The sequence below is a fragment of the Chryseobacterium indologenes genome, from assembly GCA_016025055.1.
GTDB classification, from domain to species: Bacteria; Bacteroidota; Bacteroidia; order Flavobacteriales; family Weeksellaceae; genus Chryseobacterium; species Chryseobacterium indologenes.
The window spans coordinates 2,639,519-2,657,246 of sequence record CP065590.1; the positions used below are offsets into that span (position 1 = coordinate 2,639,519).

14 protein-coding genes, 3 tRNA genes and 3 pseudogenes are annotated in these 17,728 nt (G+C 36.6%); 15 read left to right on the plus strand and 5 right to left on the minus strand.

What is annotated here, in order from left to right; translation table 11 throughout:
• Nucleotides 1-80: 80 nt before the first annotated feature.
• The 3 genes from H3Z85_12105 to H3Z85_12115 are packed head-to-tail and all read left to right on the plus strand — an operon-like array spanning nt 81 to nt 2,437.
• Nucleotides 81-1,613, plus strand: a complete 1,533-nt coding sequence (locus tag H3Z85_12105) for a thioredoxin domain-containing protein (GenBank protein QPQ50273.1) — start codon at nt 81-83, stop codon at nt 1,611-1,613.
• A gap of 6 nt (nt 1,614-1,619) precedes the next feature.
• Nucleotides 1,620-2,141, plus strand: a complete 522-nt coding sequence (locus H3Z85_12110) for a GLPGLI family protein (GenBank protein ID QPQ50274.1) — start codon at nt 1,620-1,622, stop codon at nt 2,139-2,141.
• Complete coding sequence (locus tag H3Z85_12115; GenBank protein QPQ50275.1) at nt 2,138-2,437, plus strand: hypothetical protein; 300 nt, start codon at nt 2,138-2,140, stop codon at nt 2,435-2,437. The genes H3Z85_12110 and H3Z85_12115 overlap by 4 nt, the downstream gene beginning before the upstream one ends.
• Nucleotides 2,438-2,504: 67 nt before the next feature.
• Here the strand turns inward: H3Z85_12115 and H3Z85_12120 are convergent, their stop codons facing one another.
• A complete protein-coding gene (locus H3Z85_12120; protein QPQ50276.1) occupies nt 2,505-4,634 on the minus strand; it encodes a S9 family peptidase in 2,130 nt (709 codons plus the stop codon).
• A gap of 122 nt (nt 4,635-4,756) precedes the next feature.
• On the opposite strand from H3Z85_12120, the gene H3Z85_12125 reads away from it, so the two are divergent.
• Together H3Z85_12125 and H3Z85_12130 are read left to right on the plus strand one after the other, a co-directional pair.
• Nucleotides 4,757-5,230 (plus strand): hypothetical protein, encoded by a 474-nt coding sequence (locus H3Z85_12125; protein QPQ50277.1) that lies wholly within the window; start codon nt 4,757-4,759, stop codon nt 5,228-5,230.
• 10 nt (nt 5,231-5,240) lie between these two features.
• Entirely contained in the window at nt 5,241-5,429 is a 189-nt protein-coding gene (locus H3Z85_12130; protein QPQ50278.1) for a hypothetical protein, read from the plus strand.
• Between the two features lie 74 nt (nt 5,430-5,503).
• On the opposite strand, the pseudogene glgP reads toward H3Z85_12130, so the two are convergent.
• A pseudogene (glgP, locus tag H3Z85_12135) lies at nt 5,504-7,164 on the minus strand (alpha-glucan family phosphorylase).
• Between the two features lie 201 nt (nt 7,165-7,365).
• Between glgP and H3Z85_12140 the strand changes: the two are divergent.
• The 5 genes and pseudogenes from H3Z85_12140 to H3Z85_12160 all read left to right on the plus strand — a co-directional run bounded on the left by H3Z85_12140 (nt 7,366) and on the right by H3Z85_12160 (nt 14,088).
• On the plus strand, nt 7,366-8,163 hold the full coding sequence (locus H3Z85_12140) for a hypothetical protein (protein QPQ50279.1): 798 nt from the start codon (nt 7,366-7,368) through the stop codon (nt 8,161-8,163).
• A gap of 160 nt (nt 8,164-8,323) precedes the next feature.
• Nucleotides 8,324-10,426, plus strand: a complete 2,103-nt coding sequence (locus tag H3Z85_12145; protein ID QPQ50280.1) for a T9SS C-terminal target domain-containing protein — start codon at nt 8,324-8,326, stop codon at nt 10,424-10,426.
• A gap of 87 nt (nt 10,427-10,513) precedes the next feature.
• The gene (locus H3Z85_12150; GenBank protein ID QPQ50281.1) at nt 10,514-11,104 is read left to right on the plus strand and encodes a DUF1572 family protein; all 591 of its coding nucleotides are present in this window, start codon (nt 10,514-10,516) and stop codon (nt 11,102-11,104) included.
• Nucleotides 11,105-11,170: 66 nt separating this feature from the next.
• Nucleotides 11,171-12,516: pseudogene (gene mtaB, locus H3Z85_12155) on the plus strand (tRNA (N(6)-L-threonylcarbamoyladenosine(37)-C(2))-methylthiotransferase MtaB).
• A gap of 54 nt (nt 12,517-12,570) precedes the next feature.
• Entirely contained in the window at nt 12,571-14,088 is a 1,518-nt protein-coding gene (locus tag H3Z85_12160) for an FMN-binding glutamate synthase family protein (GenBank protein ID QPQ50282.1), read from the plus strand.
• 56 nt (nt 14,089-14,144) lie between these two features.
• Here the strand turns inward: H3Z85_12160 and H3Z85_12165 are convergent, their stop codons facing one another.
• Nucleotides 14,145-14,909: a hypothetical protein gene (locus H3Z85_12165; protein QPQ50283.1), complete on the minus strand. Its 765-nt coding sequence runs from the start codon at nt 14,907-14,909 to the stop codon at nt 14,145-14,147.
• 56 nt (nt 14,910-14,965) lie between these two features.
• On the opposite strand from H3Z85_12165, the gene H3Z85_12170 reads away from it, so the two are divergent.
• Nucleotides 14,966-15,403: an RNA-binding S4 domain-containing protein gene (locus H3Z85_12170; GenBank protein ID QPQ50284.1), complete on the plus strand. Its 438-nt coding sequence runs from the start codon at nt 14,966-14,968 to the stop codon at nt 15,401-15,403.
• Between the two features lie 12 nt (nt 15,404-15,415).
• On the opposite strand, the gene H3Z85_12175 is transcribed toward H3Z85_12170, so the two are convergent.
• Entirely contained in the window at nt 15,416-15,931 is a 516-nt protein-coding gene (locus H3Z85_12175) for a dephospho-CoA kinase (protein ID QPQ50285.1), read from the minus strand.
• A gap of 114 nt (nt 15,932-16,045) precedes the next feature.
• Between H3Z85_12175 and H3Z85_12180 the strand changes: the two genes are divergently transcribed.
• The 4 genes from H3Z85_12180 (at nt 16,046) to H3Z85_12195 (ending at nt 16,822) form a co-directional block, all read left to right on the plus strand.
• Nucleotides 16,046-16,118 (plus strand) — tRNA-Lys (locus H3Z85_12180).
• A 38-nt stretch (nt 16,119-16,156) separates the two neighbouring features.
• Nucleotides 16,157-16,239: transfer RNA gene (locus H3Z85_12185), tRNA-Leu, on the plus strand.
• Nucleotides 16,240-16,294: 55 nt separating this feature from the next.
• Nucleotides 16,295-16,367: transfer RNA gene (locus H3Z85_12190), tRNA-Lys, on the plus strand.
• A 113-nt stretch (nt 16,368-16,480) separates the two neighbouring features.
• Nucleotides 16,481-16,822 (plus strand): hypothetical protein, encoded by a 342-nt coding sequence (locus H3Z85_12195; protein ID QPQ50286.1) that lies wholly within the window; start codon nt 16,481-16,483, stop codon nt 16,820-16,822.
• 54 nt (nt 16,823-16,876) lie between these two features.
• Here H3Z85_12195 and H3Z85_12200 read toward each other — a convergent pair.
• Nucleotides 16,877-17,724: pseudogene (locus tag H3Z85_12200) on the minus strand (pantoate--beta-alanine ligase).
• Between the last annotated feature and the right edge of the window lie 4 nt (nt 17,725-17,728).

Below are 17,728 nucleotides of genomic sequence, written 5' to 3' on the forward strand. Positions count from 1 at the left end.
ATGGCAACGGGAAACTGTTGCTATTTTTTTTGAACAATAAAGATGCATTAGAGATGACACATAAAAGTTATATAGCTGTTATGAATTATCTGGATGATAATAAAATATATATTGATAGGGATGAGTTCGAACTTCAATTGGAAGGGCATCCTGATTTTCCAAGTCTTCTGGCATTTTCTGATGCTTTACACTTTTTCAATATTGAAAATTACAGTTACAGAATAGATAATGATGAAAAAGATTTTTTACCTGAGGATTTCCTGGCCTTAGTAAAAGGAGAGTTGGCAGTGGTGAATAATAAAGATAATAAAATAACAGTCAATGGTTCGCAAACGGACGATTTTTTTTCAGAATGGGAAAATATAATACTTATTGTAGAAAAATCTGAAGACCAGTTTTACAAAAAATCAAAATTTGAGTATACATATGTCAACTGGGGAATTGTAGCGCTGGTGTTTCTGTTTCTTTTCGCATATGATCACTCCAATCTGATTTTGAAATTGATCTTTGCCGCTACCGGACTTATCGGCTTCATCTTTGCCCGTGAAGCCTACAAAAAAACTCATGGTAAAGGAACATTCATTCCGGTTGGAGTATGTAAAAGCAATTATCTGAATACGGATTGTGACCTGGTTTTTAATTCGAAAAAATGGAAGATTTTTAACAAAATAGATTTATCTGAGATTTCATTGTTGTTTTTTACGAGTCAGATCGTGTGTTTTGTTTTACTTGGCCTGATAAAAAATGTTGAATTCTTTTTTGAGACCTATCGGTATGGGTTATTTGCATTTATACCCGTTGCTGTTTTATCATTATACTATCAGATATTTGTTGTTAAAAAATACTGTCCTGTCTGCATGGTAATCATAGCTTTAGTAGGTATTCAACTGGTGGCTGCCAATCTTATCTCCTTTACGAGTAAGAAACCGGACATAAGTGCTGTTCTGTTTTTAATCGGGAGCTTGGGTTCGCTCATTGTTCTGATGAATTTTAGGATAAAAAATCAAAATGCCCAGAAAGATGAAAATACACTTAAAAGAAATTTAAAATTCAGAAGAAACTATCAGTTTTTCAAAAATAATTTGTCTTTACAAAAACGGTTGGTCAATACTGATTTTTCAAGTGCTTTTGTATTTGGAAACGAAAATGCAGACCAGAATTTGACCTTTGTGACTAATCCCTTTTGTAAGCATTGTAAAGAATTTTATCCTGTTTTTCTAAAGCTGGTTAAAAAGTATTCAGATGAGTTGAGAATCACTATTTTTTTTGATATAGACCTTAGCAGGGATGATCTGGATAATAGAACGGTTCATGTAAATCTTACCAATATTTATATCAATAGCGAAAATAAAATAGAATTTCTGGAAGCGTTAAGCGGCTGGTATAACGTTCAGGGATATAGTGAAGACAAAAGTGGCTGGTATCAAAAGTATTCTAAATATTTTGGAAACCCGGAGAGTGCACTAGCACTATTAAAAGGACATGAAGAATGGGTAAGCAGCAATGGTGTGCATTTTACACCCAATATCTTTATCAATGACACGGAGTACCCGGTTCAGTACGAAAGAGCAGATCTTGAGTTCTTTATTCCGGAATTATTATCTGAAAATTAAATTATTATGAAAGGCTTATTATTTATATTGCTGGGAACATGTATGATGTTTGCTCAGAACAACAGGTTCATCTATGAGGTGAAATACAAGAAAGATTCAACCTCAAAAGATATTACCAGGGAAAATTATTATCTGGATATCACAAAAGAGGATATAGCCTATTATAACAGATTGAATTATATTAATGACTCAATATTTAGTGTTACCGGGCAATATACATCTGGTAGGTTGACTTCTTTTATTATCAAAAAGAACAAAAGTAATATTTATCAAAACTATGAATATATTGGAGATGCAAACTACTATAAATTATCCGAAGAACCCAAACAACAGTGGAATATTACAGACAGTGTAAAGATTTCTAATAATTTACGGATTCAAAAAGCTACTACTCGGTTCGGAGGAAGAAACTGGATCGCATGGTTTACAAAAGATATTCCAATGGCCTACGGACCTTATAAGTTTAACGGATTGCCGGGATTGATTATGGAATTGTATGATACAAAAAGAATTATTATTTTAAGGTGATTAAGAGTGAAAAGATTGCGGATGATTATCAACGTAATTCATTAAATAATTATATCCTCAGAGCGATTTCCGTTACTCAGAAAGATTTAAATAAACTAAGGCTGGACCTCTATTCCAATCCTTTTAAATATATATTTAATGGAAATCTGACTATGCGCGAAGGGCAAAAATTACAGCTTGATGACGGTACAATTCTCACCAAAGAACAACTGAAACCAGCAGAAACCAACGAAAGAAAAAAATTAAAAGCCTTTAATAATCCGATAGAGTTAGATAAGGCCGTAAAGTATCCTTAATGAATGTGTTTTATGAAAACTCCCTTTCAGAATTTCTGAAAGGGAGTTTATCTGTTTTATTTATTTTTTATAAATTTTGTACAATGAAATCCGTCATCTTCTGATAAAGCTGAGGTCTTGTCTGCCCACCATTGATTCCATGGTTTTTATCAGGATAAGCCATGAAATCAAATTGCTTTTTATTTTGAATCAATGCTTCAGATAATTCCATCGAATTTTGAAAATGTACGTTATCGTCAGCCGTTCCATGGATTAACAGGAATTTGCCTTTCAGCAGATTTGCATATTCTGTAGGAGAGTTTTTATCATACCCATCAGGATTTTCCTGTGGAGTTCTCATAAATCTTTCAGTATACACCGAATCATAATATCTCCAGTTGGTTACCGGTGCTACAGCAATTCCCATTTTGAAAACATCTGCACCTTTGGTCATTGCTAAGCTGGTCATGTAACCTCCGAAGCTCCATCCGAACATTCCGATTCTGCTTTTATCAATATAAGATTGATTTCCGAACCATTTTGCAGCAGTGATCTGATCTTCAATCTCATATTTACCAAGATTCATATAAGTTACTTTCTTATATTTTGCACCTTTATATCCTGTTCCGCGTCCGTCTACACAAGCTACAATATATCCTTTTTGTACCAGGTGATTAAACCACAAGGCATTACCGTTATCCCACGAATTGGCAACCTGCTGAGATCCCGGTCCGGAATATTGGAACATGAAAAGCGGATACTTTTTATTAGGATCAAAATTCTTCGGTTTCATTACCCAGGCATTCATTTGATCACCCACCGCATTAGGAATCGTAATGAACTCTTTTTCTGCAAAATTATCCGTTTTTAATTTCTGCAGCTGGTCATTATTATTGTGAAGTTCCTTTACTGTTTTACCGTTTCCGTCTTTCAATACATACGTGTAAGGTCTTGAAGCTGTAGAAGAGGTCTCGATAAAATAGTTGTAATTTTTACTGAAATTGGCAGAATTGTTTCCTTCCCCATTGGAAATCAGTTGAATCTTCCCGCTTTCGATATTTACCTTAGAAACAACCTTGTTGATGCTTCCTTTCTCAGTAGTCTGGATGTAAATTTCTTTTGTCTTGGGATTGAATCCATAATAATTGGTTACCTCCCAGTTTCCTTTCGTGATTTGCTTTTTAAGCTTACCATCCTTATCATACCAGTATAAATGACGATTTCCGTCTCTTTCAGAAGACCAGAGGAAAGAATTGTCATCCAGGAATTGAAGTGTAGGGCTATCTGTTTCTATCCATTTATCATCCGTTTCTGTAAATAGTTTCTGAACTGCCCCCGTTTTGGTATTTACTTTCAAGATGTCGGATGCATTCTGAATTCTTTCTGAAGTAATCAACACCATTTCATCAGGCTTTGCCGTCTGGAACACATTCGGGATATAGTAATTTTTGAAAGAAGCTAAGTTGAGTTGTATTGTTTTTCCGCTATCAAGACGATACAGCTGAGCTGAAACTACAGAGTTTTTCTCTCCGGCTTTCGGATATTTATAACGCATCTCAGCAGGATAAAGATTTTTTCCGTAGATGGGAATGTAAACTTCCGGAACCTGGCTTTCATCAGACTTTACAAATACAATGGCATCAGAATTTTTGGTCCATTCATATTGTTTTGCATGACCGAATTCTTCTTCATACACCCAGTCTGCCAGCCCATTGAGAATAGAATTTTTCTTGCCGTCGGTCGTGATCTGCGTAATTTTTCCTGAAGTTAAATCCTGATAAAACAAATTATTGTCTACAATAAAAGCAACTTTTGTAGCGTCAGGTGAAAAGCTAGGTTCCTGTACCGGTTTTCCATCATTTAAACTGATTGTTTTTCCTGACTTCAGATCTTTGACATCAAATTTTCCAAGGAAAGAATGTCTGTAGACCGGTTGACGGCCTATTTGTAACAGAATTTTAGACTCGTCATCAGAAAAAATATAGCTTTCAAATTTTCCATCTACAAGATTTCCTTCTTTCTGAGAATTTTTATAAGAATATTTAGCTATTCCGGTAGGTTCAATAACAAGATAATTTTCACCGTTTTTCATAGATGTGATTCCGGCAATGCCTTTGCCACGGTAATATCCTGAATATATTTTGTCTAGTGTGATTTCCTGGGCTGATGCATTATAGAATGCGGCTGCCATAGTAAGAGTTAAAAGTAGTTTTTTCATTTCTAGCATTAATCAATTTCAAAGATAATAATTTTATTAAAATATATAAAAAAGCTTTTCCAAATATGCTTTTTGGCAAAAAAATTGAATATCATTTCATATAATCAAATCAAATAATAATTATGGAAACGAATGCCTATAACCAGAAATTAAACCGTTACGTATTGAACGACCAGATTGTCTATACCGGTTTTTCCAGCTTTAATGATGCTGACGAATGTGCCCGCAAAAAAGGTGGAACTCTTGTGGAAGTGGGCTTTAAGGACGGAAACGACAACCCTGAAATCACTGATGAAGCAGGTTTGATAGAAAAAAAACTTCACTATTATGTGTATGCCGGCGATGAATACAAATTTATCCATTCTTCAGATCCGGGATTCCGGAAATATGCAGATGAACTGCAGAAAATTAAAGCAAAGCAACAACAATCTCCACCGGATGAAAGATATTTAGCCAATTTCGAGATTGAAAATGCAGAAGACCCGATAATTGTGATTAAAAATGATCATTTTCAATCGGTAACTTCAAGAGAGCGTTCAAAATATTTGAAACACGCCAGAGTTTACGAACTGGGGGTAGCCCTGCCAAAATCTTAAAACAAGTATCATGAGCAAGACAAAATATTCAGAAAAAGCTCAGGACAAAGTAGGAAAAGTTATGCACGAATTTAAGGAAGGAAAACTGAAATCTTCTTCCGGTAAAAAAGTGACAAGCAAGAAGCAAGCCGTAGCTATCGGTATTTCTGAAGCAAGAGAGAAAGGCTTAAAGGTGCCTGCAAAGAAAAAAAGTAAATAATTAATTCTCAATAAAAAACCGCCTAGTAAAAGTTTTACAGGGCGGTTTTGTTTTATTTATTTGATAGCAGGATATTATCTTTCTTGATAGAGTATTCTGTAATATTCATCTGCCATTCTATCACTATTGAACTGATCTTTCACGTCATTCATTGAGTTGTACTGAATTTTTCTCCATTGCTCCGGATGATCATAGTAGGTGGGAAGAATTTCATTTTCAAGGATTTCGTATAATTTATTTAAATCATAGTTATCCTGCTCATAAATACTCATATTCTGGTAGTCTGCTTTTGGTACTACAAAAGCATTTTCCCATGTTTTGCGAATTCAGGGATCCAGCCATCGTCAGTAGATAAATTGATCGATCCATTCATTGCAGCGGTCATACCGGAAGTACCCGAAGCTTCACGGGGTACCCTTGGATTGTTGAGCCACAGATCTGAACCTTGCTTTAAAGATTTGCTGAGAGACAATTCATACCCTGTAAGGACAGCCATATTTTTATGGTTCTTACTTTCTTCCACGAGTGTATTGAAAGTAGAAATAGCCGAATAATCCATAGGGTAGGGTTTCCCGGCCCAGATAATCTGTACCGGATATTTCGGATGATTTAAAAGCCTGTAAAATCTGTCTTTATCATGCAGCAGCAGTTCTGCACGTTTGTAGCCTGCAAATCGTCTTGCCCACACAATAGTAAAGATGTTGGGGTTGAATAGATTTCCGGTCTGATCGGCAACAATGTTGAATAATTTTTTCTTTAAATTCTTTTTACGGTAGTCGAAAACGGTTTCGTCATTTTCATCCTTTGCGTTATAAAGAGGCTTATCCGCCCAGTATTTAAATTCCTGAGCATTGGTGATGGAAGTGATCTCACAGATTCCCGGATATTTATTCCACATCGTTCTGGAAACTACTCCGTGGAGTTGGGAAACTCCGTTGGCCTTCCGGGCCATCTTCAGAGCACAGAGAGAATGGTTGAAGCGATCTCCATCACCTCCTTCAATACTTTTTATCTCTTCCATGCTGTATCCTGAGAAGTATGACATATCGTAGCATAGCTTCAGATTATGTTTTTCGTTACCTGCTTCTTCCGGTGTATGGGTAGTGAAGACCAGTTTTTCCCTTACTTTACCCAGGTCACCATTGTACTTTTTCAACAGATAAAATGCAGCAGGAAGACCGTGAGCTTCATTGAGGTGGTAGACCTCTCTTTCAAGATTCATCTCATCCAGTAACTGAGCTCCGCCTTTTCCCAGTAAAATATATTGTGCCAGCTTGGTAGATTCGTTGGCATCATACAATTTATGACAGATCGTTTTCGATACGTGATCATTCTCCGGAACATCTGTAGACAGAAAAAACATAGGCGCTGTATTGAATGTTTCGGGATTGAGGTACCATACCTTTACCCAGACAGGTGCACTATGAATTTCAATTTGGAACTTTATCCCTGTGTCTTCAAGAAAGCTGTACATTTTTCTGGTCCATACAGGTTGTAAAGTCTGATCATGATTCCTGGCCTGATCATAATAACCAAATTTCCAGAGAATACCAATTCCTATTAAATCCTGCTTCAGGTTATAGGCGCTTCTCATATGAGATCCTGCCAGAAAGCCGAGACCGCCGGAGTATATTTTAAGTACCTGCTCAAGGGCAAATTCCATTGAGAAGTACGCTGTTTTCTTTGAATATTGGGGATTGATGTTGTAGGGTATCTTAAAATTCCTAAAATCCATAATGCTGATTTGTGTTACAAGAGACAAAGGTATTAATAATGAAAATAAACCTTACATTAATTATTTGATAAATAAATGATAAAACCGGATGTTGAATTGTTTTTTTACTTATCTTTAAGTGTGTAAATTTTTGATTATCAAAAACTTTTAATGATGAAAGCCATTGGCTGCATGTGTTCGTAATTTTTAAAAAATAATCACATGAAAAAGACGTTTTCTGATGAAGATCTGATTAAAAATCTAAGTTTATATTATCTCAACAGGCATTTGAAAAAAAAGCCCATAGAAAAGTACCACCGTACCATAGACGAGTCTCCGCTTCATGATCGTGAAAAATACAGAAAGAAGTCCGAGATTTTGCTACTCAATTCTTTCATGCATCATTTTCCCGAAGTGAAATTTGAAAACTTTACCTGCGAAAGTCCTGACTTTATCGCTAAGTTAAACGACAAAAAAATCGGAATAGAACTGACCGAAGTGATCAATCATCTGGAAATGAAAAAGGTGGAAAGCACTTTAAATAAAATATTCCGTCAGGCAGAAATACTACTAGAACAAGAAGACACTACGAAATATCGTGGTGTTTATTTTTTAGAATTTCATTCCAATGTAAAATTTGATCACTTGGAACAACAGGAGGAAAATATTACCAGTATTTATAAAAGTATAAAAAAGAATAAACCGTTAGGATGTGTAAAAAGTATACGAAAATCTTTCCACAGAAGAAATGTATTTATTACTCATGAGTACAGTATGAATCTTTTTGACGAATTATGCTCTGAGAAAATTCTTGAACTGATCGAAAAGAAAAATGAAAAGTTCCCTTATTATGACACCTCTGTGGATGAATGTTGGCTGGTCATTGTGTCTGATATGAACTCTATCGCTTCCAGGTATACTTTTATTCAGGATAAAGAACATTTGAAAGAAGTCAAGAGCCCTTTCCATAAAATTTTTCACCTTGAAAACCTTTGTGGAAATATTACAAGTATAAAATAAATCGATTTATGTAGAGTATTACGCAATAAAATATTTTTTTTATTTAAAATATTTTAAAATAATGTAAACTTTATTATTTGTAATGAAATTATAGGTATATTTGATATGTGTTGAGAGGGATATGTGGATGTAACTAATTCAACCATAAAAACATATGTCTATGAGAAAACTTTTACTATTTGTTCTTTTATTGATATCCCATACTTTTTATTCTCAGCAAGATTGTGCCACAGCATTGGCCGTCTGCGGAAACTCAAATATTACATACAGCCCGTCAGGATACGGTGATATCAAAGAATTGGAAAACTCTGGAAGTTGTATAGATTTCACTGGGGAGCACAATTCGATTTGGTATAAAATTACAATAGCAACCGGAGGTACCCTTACTTTTGATCTTACTCCGAATAACCCCGGTGCAGACTACGACTGGGCTATTTTCGGCCCCAATGTGAATTGTGGCAGCCTGGGAGCGCCAATACGTTGTAATGCCGCCACGGTGATTGGTGTTGGAGCGGCCACAGGCCTTAATATGACAAGTACAATTACAAGTGCTCCCGGAGGTTCCCCAACACCGTACTGCAAATATATGGATGTTTTGCCCGGAGAAACATATTATTTATTCATAGACAACTGGGTGAGTAGTACCAGTAGTATAACAGCGCCGTTTTCTTTAACATGGGGAGGAACGGCAACCCTGGCTTCTCCTTTTACCGACCCGAATATTCAGGTTTACCCATTTGTGCCTCCCGGAATTCCTGCAACGAATCCTGCTGACCCCAGAGAAGTGGTAATCTGTGGTGCCACTGAATTATTTGACTTTTCACTCCTGACTCCGGGAATTCTTAACGGGAATCAACATTTCGGGGTAAGCTATCACGTGAGTCAAAATGATGCTTTAACAGGAAATAACCCGATTACAACTCCTCAGACGGTAAATACGACGACGGTTTATTACTACAGTATCAGCTATACGGATGCGTCAAATCCTGATAATCCACTTAACAAATGTAAACAGGTTGGCGCTTTCAGATTTAAAAATGGAGCAATTACAGCAAAAAATGCAACATTAACGCAGTGTAATAACAATAATGCGGGTACTGCCTTATTTGACCTTACATCAGCGGACGTCGGGTCAAACCCCAATTCCATTAAGAGGTATTTTCTAAGCATGACAGATCTTAATGCCAATGCTAATGAAATTACAAATCCTATGACTTTTGTATCCGCAGAAGGAACTATTTATGTAAAGGTAACTTCTGAATTCGGATGTAAAGCTATTGCTCAGATCAGTTTGAAATTTCATCCTGTCGTCGTCGTTAATGATGCAATATTAAGATCGTGTGCTCTCGAAACAAACCTTTCTACAGGAGCTTTCAACCTTGGGAATGCGTCTGTTACAGGCCAGACAAATCCTATCAAAAAATATTATCCCTCTCTGACAGATGCTGTTAATCAAACCAATGAAATAGTAACCTTCAACAATTATATTGCGCCTAATGGAGTAGTATATGTAAGAGTCTCCAATGCGCAGGGATGTTATAATGTGGCAAAGATTACACTGGTAGTCATTGAGCCGGTGTATTCTGCGATACTCAAAGATAAAATTATTTGTGCCGAAGCAAGAACTGTTTTAGATGCCGGCCCGGGATTCAAAAGTTATGAGTGGAGTACCGGAGCGACTACCCAGACGATCAATGTAGGAATCGGAACTTACTGGGTGAAGCTCAAAACCGGAGAATGTGTAATTACCCAGCCGGTAAAAGTATACGCTTCGGAACAGCCGGTTATTTCTACAGTTGATATTGGCAATACTACGGTTACGGTATCTGTGATGGGTGGTACACCTCCTTATCAATATTCATTGGATAACGTAACGTGGCAGAATTCCAATATTTTCAATAATGTGGCGAGAGGAGATTATAAAATATTTGTAAAAGATACCTATGATTGTGTTCCTGTAGAAATAGGAATTGTTGTGCCTAATCTTGTCAATGTTATTACTCCCAATGCGGATGGTATTAATGATATTGTCGATTATTCCGCATTAGGAGGTAAGCAAAATCTGGTAATGGATATTTTTGACCGGTATGGAACTAAAATCCATCAGCTTAATAAACTGAGCGGCTATACATGGGATGGAACTCAGAAAGGAAGAAAAGTCCCTACAGGAACTTATTGGTATTCTGTAATGTGGAATGAAAATGATAAAAATAATACAGCCATTAAATTTACAGGTTGGATATTGGTGAAAAACAGAGAATAATAATCAATAAAATAAATAGATAAAACCACTTCGTCAGAGGTGGTTTTATGCTGCAAATACTTTAGATTAGTAACAAAATAGAAAAAAATGAAAGAGCTGTTTGTAAAGCGTTTTAGATATTATAAATCTCTTGGTGATCAATCATTTGAGCAATTGTCAGATCAGCAGATTTGCTGGCAGTATAATGAAGAAAGTAATTCTATTGCTGTCATTGTAAATCATATCGCAGGAAATATGCTGTCAAGGTGGACGGACTTCCTTACTGAAGATGGCGAAAAATCCTGGCGTAACCGTGACGAAGAATTTATAAATACACCCAAAACCAAAAAAGATGTTATTGAATTTTGGGAAAAAGGGTGGAGATGTCTGTTTAACGCTTTAGAACAAATTACCGATGAAAATTTATATTCAACAATTTACATTAGAGGAGAAGCACATCCTGTTATTGATGCAGTTTTAAGACAACTGGCTCACTATCCTTATCATATCGGACAAATTGTATATATCGCCAAAATGATAAAGAATGAAGACTGGAAAACACTTTCTATTCCAAGAAACAAGTCTCAGGAGTATAATGCTGAAATGAAGAATAAATTTTCAGGCAGTGAACCTGATGCAAATTCCTCACCAGTATGTTTCCAAAATAGTTCCGAAGTAAGGGATGAATACAAGCAATAGATTGAATCAATCTTGAGTTCTTATTAAAATTACTATCTTTGCACCCATAAAATTAAGGAGTACCTCATGTCTAGTTTTCAAAGAACTGCCGCGTATCACACACTTGGCTGCAAGTTAAACTTTGCAGAAACATCTACTATTGCCCGTCAATTAACAGATGCAGGTTATGATAAGGTGGGCTTTGATGAGAAAGCCAATATCTATGTGATCAATACATGTTCTGTTACCGAAAATGCAGACCGCGAATGTAAGCTTCACGTAAAAAGAGCAATGAAAGCCAACCCTGAAGGTCTCGTGGTAATTGTGGGTTGCTATGCTCAGTTGAAACCTGAGGAAATTTCACAGATTGAAGGAGTAGACCTTGTGTTGGGGGCTAAAGAAAAATTCAATATTCTAAGCTACCTTGACGATCTGGAGAAAACAGAAAACGAAGGAATCGTTCATTCATGTGAGATTGAAGAAACCGATTTCTTTATCGGAAGCTATTCAATTGGTGACCGGACAAGAGCCTTTCTGAAAGTTCAGGATGGCTGTGATTACAAATGTACCTATTGTACCATTCCGTTGGCAAGAGGTATTTCACGTTCAGACACCATAGAGAATGTTCTCAGAAATGCTGCTGAGATTGCAGCAAAAGATATTAAAGAAATTGTTCTTACCGGAGTGAATATCGGGGACTATGGAAAGGGAGAATTTGGAAACAAAAGACACGAACATACTTTCCTTGATCTGATTTCAGAACTTGATAAAGTGGAAGGTATTGAAAGGATCCGTATTTCATCCATAGAGCCTAATCTGCTGAAGGATGAAAGTATCGAACTGGTTTCTAAAAGCAGAAGTTTTGTTCCGCATTTCCATATTCCGTTGCAGTCAGGAAGCGATGATGTATTGAAAAAAATGAAACGCCGTTACCTGACCAAACTGTACAGTGACAGAGTAAGCAAGATCCGCGAGGTAATGCCTGATGCTGCTATTGGGGTAGACGTTATTGTCGGATTCCCGGGAGAAACCGAGGAAAAATTTATGGAAACCTATAATTTCCTTAATGAACTTCCTATTACTTATCTTCATGTATTTACTTATTCGGAAAGAGAAAATACAGAAGCAACAGCTATGGACGGCGTAGTACCGGTAGCTGAAAGAAAAAAACGTAATAAAATGCTGAGGATTCTTTCTGAAAAAAGAAAATGGCATTTTATCAGACTCAACTTGGAAAAACGCTTCCTGTCCTTTGGGAGCATGAAAATAAAGACGGCAAAATGTTTGGCTTCACAGAAAATTATGTGAGGGTTCAGAAAGACTTTGATCCTGCATCCGTTAATCAGATAGAATTTCTAAATTTAGAAAAAATCCTGTCAGATGGCACAGTTTCTGTGCAATCTTCCTACCAAAATTTTTTAGCAAAAGCATAGGCTCTTTGCAAAATTTCTACTAAATTTATTTTTAAACTTTAAAATACTACATTCATGAGAGATAAGTTTTTATCTTGGGGAATTGTATTAGTTATTGCTACCTGGATTGTCGCAATACTGATCAGAGCGCATTATTGGATACCGACGCTGTTATCCGCAATTTATGCATTGGGAGTGTATAATGCTTACCAATCGAAACATGCTATTTTGAGGAATTTCCCGGTTTTGGGATACTTCAGGTACTTTTTCGAGAGTATTTCGCCGGAAATGCAGCAATATTTTATTGAAAGGGAAACAGACGGAAAGCCTTTTCCAAGAAATCAGCGTTCTGCAGTGTACAGGCGTGCTAAAAACTTAAGCGACACGGTGGCTTTTGGTACTCAGCTGGAAGTAAATCACAGAAAATATGAAGGTATTAAGCATTCCATTTATGCAAAATCCCCTTCCGAGGAGCTTCCGAGAGTTTGGGTGGGAGGAGAACAATGTACGCAACCCTACCATGCTTCTTTATTGAATATCTCAGCAATGAGTTTTGGGGCATTAAGTGACAGAGCTCAGATTTCCCTGAACAGAGGGGCCAAAAAAGGAAACTTTTACCATAATACAGGAGAAGGAGGTATTTCTCCATATCATCTGGAAGGAGGCGATTTATGCTGGCAGATCGGTACCGGATATTTCGGATGTCGTGATGAGGAAGGAAAGTTTAATCCTGAATTATTCACGAAATATTCAACACTTCCCAATGTGAAAATGATTGAAATCAAATTGTCACAGGGAGCAAAACCGGGACACGGTGGAGTACTTCCGGGAGTAAAGAACACTCCGGAGATTGCAGCCATCCGTCACGTAACACCGGGAATGACGGTGATTTCACCACCATCACATACTTCTTTCTCTGATGCTGCCGGACTATTAAGATTTGTACAGGAATTAAGAGAGCTTTCAGGAGGAAAACCGGTTGGGTTCAAGCTTTGTATCGGTGATACTAAAGAATTTGAAGATATCTGTGTACAAATGAATGTTCTGAAAATTTATCCTGACTTTATCACCATTGACGGTGCAGAAGGGGGAACAGGAGCCGCTCCGCCGGAATTTTCAGATGGAGTAGGGATGCCACTTGAGCCTGCCTTGATCTTTGTAAACAGAACACTGAATAACTACAACGTAAGAAATAAATTAAGGGTTATTGCCAGTGGTAAAGTCCTTACCAGCCTTGATATCTTAAGGGCTATCGCTATGGGAGCAGATATGTGTAATAACGCAAGAGGATTTATGTTTTCTTTAGGTTGTATCCAGGCGCTGAGATGTAATTCCAACAATTGTCCTACAGGAGTTGCCACTCAGGATAAAATGCTGATCAAAGGACTTGATGTAACCGATAAAAGTGAAAGAGTATATCACTTCCATAAAAATACCCTTCATACATGCAATGAGCTTATTGCCGCTGCAGGAAGGAGTTCTTATGAAGAGGTAGATGCTACAATGTTTATGCGTGGAGATGAATTTGATCACCTTGCAGATCTGTATTTCCCGGATATTTTAGGAAATGTAAAACAAAAAGCAAGAACATAATAAAACATAAAAAAACCGTCCTCAGGACGGTTTTTTTATTAGTATATCTATTATCTCTATTGTTGTTGTTCTGAAGTTTGCGCCTGATCGGCAGGTCTGTCCGATCTTCCGTAAATCTGGAAGTTGAAAACAAAAGATCTGTTTCTGTGAGACATGCTCAGGTAAGGATAGTGTGGGTTTCTTGCAAATGCGGCTCTCGAAGGAACAATAATTACCCCCTGAAGATTATAAGGCGTTTCGCTTGGAAGATTATCAAAAGCATTGAACTTTTGTAATGCTTCTCTAAACCCTGGTATCTGATAGTATTTTGCTTTTTTAGCAGCTTCTACAGTCGCATCATCCAATACCTTTTTCTTAACATAGTAATACATGGGGTCAATCACAGGAACTGTATAGCCGTCTATTGTATTAAAAAAAGTCTGCTGAGATGCAAATGCTACTTTTCCGTCTGTTTCAACAGCTATGAAAGAATAAGCCCTACCCATCATTTTAATAACGTCATCCGTCTTAATGACCTGCGGATTAGTCGTTGGCTGTGCACCTTCTCTTTTAATGTAAATAGTTCCGGAAGGTAGTTTTTCATTAGGTAATTCAGACAATTTTTTGTATTTGTCATCAGTAGTATCAGTGGCACTGAAAGGTTTTATATTCCCCTGTACATCCAGATAGTTTTCGTCCATAAATTTCTTAATAGACTGATCATCATAGCTATCCTGGGTGGCAACATCTGCAGGTTCTTGATAGCCTACCACTTCATCATCTTTTTTACATGCAGAAAAGCATAAAGATCCTACAAGGGTATATAAAAATATTTTTTTCATTTCAAAAAACTTTTAATTACTTTACAAATAATATAACGGCAAAAGTATAAAAAATTATGAGAATAGATAAATTTTTATGGAGCATTCGTTTTTATAAAACAAGAAGTATTGCAGCAGAAGAGATTAAAAAGAACAGAGTTTCTATCGGAACGTCTGCCGTAAAGTCATCTAAAGAGGTAAAAGAAGGGGATGTTATCAAAATTCGTAAAAATCAGATTGATTACAAAATAAAGGTTATCCAGATTCCTAAAAGCAGAATTGGAGCCAAATTGGTCCCACTTCACATACAGGATGTGACGGATAAAGAACAATATGAATTGTTAAAACTTCGCAAAATGTCACAGGATTATTACCGTAATAAAGGTGAAGGAAGGCCAACTAAAAAAGACAGAAGAGATATGGATGATTATGTAGGTAATGATATCGATTCAGATTTTACAGATTGGGATGACTTCTTTGGAGAAACAGGTGACGAAACAGAAGGTGACGATTAAAATAAAAAAGCTCTAGGGATAGAGCTTTTCTATTATTTCGTTGACGATCTCTTCCGGATCACGCGAATCTGTTCCTACTGTAAATTGAGCCTTACTATAGAACTGATTTCTTTCAAACAGGTGTTTAGCAATGAACTCCGGGAGATCCTCATCGGATATATTGGCTATTAAAGGTCTTTTTTCCTTTTGCTTAGACAATCTTTCTACCAAAGTGCCCACAGAGCTCCTTAAAAAGAAGCTTTTCGAATTGTGGTTGATGATCTCCATATTATTATAGTAAACAGGAGTTCCTCCGCCAAGGCTTAAAACTACATTTTCTTCAGAGGCAAGAATCTCTTCCAGAGCCTCTCTTTCAAGCTTTCTAAAATAAATTTCTCCTTTTTTTTCGAAGATTTCTGGAATCGTTAATTTGTTCTTTCTCGAAATCTCTTTATCAAGATCTATCAATTTGAAATTTATTTTCTCGCTTAATATTTTGGAAACGTGAGATTTGCCACTGCCCATGTATCCGATCAATGAAACTATCATGAATTTTTTTTAAACAAATTTGCGAAAAAGTTTTGAGATAAAGAAAAAAGTCATATCTTTGCACCACTTAAAACAAGGGACATTACTTAAATGAAACTTGATGCATAAGTGGCCGACTCGGTAGCTCAGCTGGTAGAGCAATACACTTTTAATGTATGGGTCCTGGGTTCGAATCCCAGCCGGGTCACAAGCAAAAAAAGTTACTGGAATTTTGTAATTTTTATTGCCTGCGTGGTGAAATTGGTAGACACGCCATCTTGAGGGGGTGGTTTCCTAAGGATGTGCTGGTTCGAGTCCAGTCGCAGGCACTGCAAAGAAAATTTAATAATTAATAGTGAAATTTATTCATTTTTAATTGTGGCCGACTCGGTAGCTCAGCTGGTAGAGCAATACACTTTTAATGTATGGGTCCTGGGTTCGAATCCCAGCCGGGTCACAAGTTTACTGAAAAGTAAATTTTTTTCATATTAATATTTTGTGATTTGGTGTTTCAAAGGCTTCCTTCCGGAGGCCTTTGATTTTTTATATTAAACCTTTACTTAGGGGAATATGAGTATTATTAATGAAGAATTAGCCTGGGTGCTATTAATTGCTTTGCTGTCAGCAGGAATTTTCTACTTGATTTTTCTATTTCATGTCATTAACGGGAATAGAAAAGCGGGCAAAGAAAATATAACACTAAAACAAACCTTGTCATATGGTTATATTGCGGGTGGCGTGATCTTATTTGGACTGCAATCAATCTGTTTATTTTGTCTTAGCATCAGCAATGGAATGATACAGGATATTGTGGCTGTGATACTCCTTGCGGTGTTGTTTCTTTCCCCTGTTATTATTTTATTATCAGGATGGTATTATAACAGAATAAAAAACTCTGATTATAGAGTCTGAAAGACTTTCATAACCAGAGTCGGAGATTTTATTTTGCTGTATGTTATTTTGGAATTAATCCAAATGCATATTGTCAATTAATCTAACACCGTCTACTACAACTACAATGAATGCTCTGTAGTTTCTATCCTTGTAAAAGAAATCAGTTTCTTTTAAAGTATCTTCATCGGCAATCAGAAAGTACTCAAGTCTCATTCCCTGTTGCTGATCGAAAATGTCTGTCACTCTTTCTTTGATCTCAGGGACGGAAACTGTTCTGAACCAGTCGTTCACTTTTTTCAACGTTTCATAAATTACTTTTGAAGTTTCTTTTCGGTCTTCATGCAGCCTCTGGTTTCTTGAGCTTAAAGCCAGTCCGTTTTCTGCCCGATAAATAGGGACTCCTTTTATGTTAACCGGAAGATGTTTTTTCTCAACCATTTTTTTGATGATCGCAAGCTGTTGAAAGTCTTTTTCACCAAAGTAGGCGTTGTCCGGCTGTACTTGTCTGAAAAGCTCTTCCACCACAGTTCCTACACCATCAAAATGTCCCGGTCTGGATTTTCCCTCCATTTCATTTTCTAATCCGTCGTAGTCGTAATGCTGGCTTTCTGCCTTTTCAGGATATATATCTACGACTTCAGGAATATAAACGGCATCTACCAGTCCTGAATTTTCCAGAATTAAAATATCTCTGTTGATATCTCTCGGATACTTCTCAAGATCCTCAGGATTGTTGAATTGAGTAGGATTTACAAAAATTGAAGAAATAACAAGATCATTATCTTTTCTTGCTTCTTCATAAAGAGAAAGATGGCCTTTATGAAGTGCTCCCATAGTAGGGGCAAAGCCAATTCTTTTCCCATTTCTTTCTGTCTTTCAATGAAATCCTTCAGGACTTTACTGTTTTTAATAACTTCCATAGTT

Excerpts from the sequence above, each read along its gene's own strand:
- H3Z85_12105 (QPQ50273.1), top strand. The coding sequence starts at position 81 with ATGAATTATCTGGATGATAATAAAATATATATTGATAGGGATGAGTTC.
- H3Z85_12110 (QPQ50274.1), top strand. The coding sequence starts at position 1,620 with ATGAAAGGCTTATTATTTATATTGCTGGGAACATGTATGATGTTTGCT.
- H3Z85_12120 (QPQ50276.1), bottom strand. The coding sequence starts at position 4,634 with ATGAAAAAACTACTTTTAACTCTTACTATGGCAGCCGCATTCTATAAT.
- H3Z85_12125 (QPQ50277.1), top strand. The coding sequence starts at position 4,757 with ATGGAAACGAATGCCTATAACCAGAAATTAAACCGTTACGTATTGAAC.
- H3Z85_12130 (QPQ50278.1), top strand. The coding sequence starts at position 5,241 with ATGAGCAAGACAAAATATTCAGAAAAAGCTCAGGACAAAGTAGGAAAA.
- H3Z85_12140 (QPQ50279.1), top strand. The coding sequence starts at position 7,366 with ATGAAAAAGACGTTTTCTGATGAAGATCTGATTAAAAATCTAAGTTTA.
- H3Z85_12145 (QPQ50280.1), top strand. The coding sequence starts at position 8,324 with ATGAGAAAACTTTTACTATTTGTTCTTTTATTGATATCCCATACTTTT.
- H3Z85_12150 (QPQ50281.1), top strand. The coding sequence starts at position 10,514 with ATGAAAGAGCTGTTTGTAAAGCGTTTTAGATATTATAAATCTCTTGGT.
- H3Z85_12160 (QPQ50282.1), top strand. The coding sequence starts at position 12,571 with ATGAGAGATAAGTTTTTATCTTGGGGAATTGTATTAGTTATTGCTACC.
- H3Z85_12165 (QPQ50283.1), bottom strand. The coding sequence starts at position 14,909 with ATGAAAAAAATATTTTTATATACCCTTGTAGGATCTTTATGCTTTTCT.
- H3Z85_12170 (QPQ50284.1), top strand. The coding sequence starts at position 14,966 with ATGAGAATAGATAAATTTTTATGGAGCATTCGTTTTTATAAAACAAGA.
- H3Z85_12175 (QPQ50285.1), bottom strand. The coding sequence starts at position 15,931 with ATGATAGTTTCATTGATCGGATACATGGGCAGTGGCAAATCTCACGTT.
- H3Z85_12195 (QPQ50286.1), top strand. The coding sequence starts at position 16,481 with ATGAGTATTATTAATGAAGAATTAGCCTGGGTGCTATTAATTGCTTTG.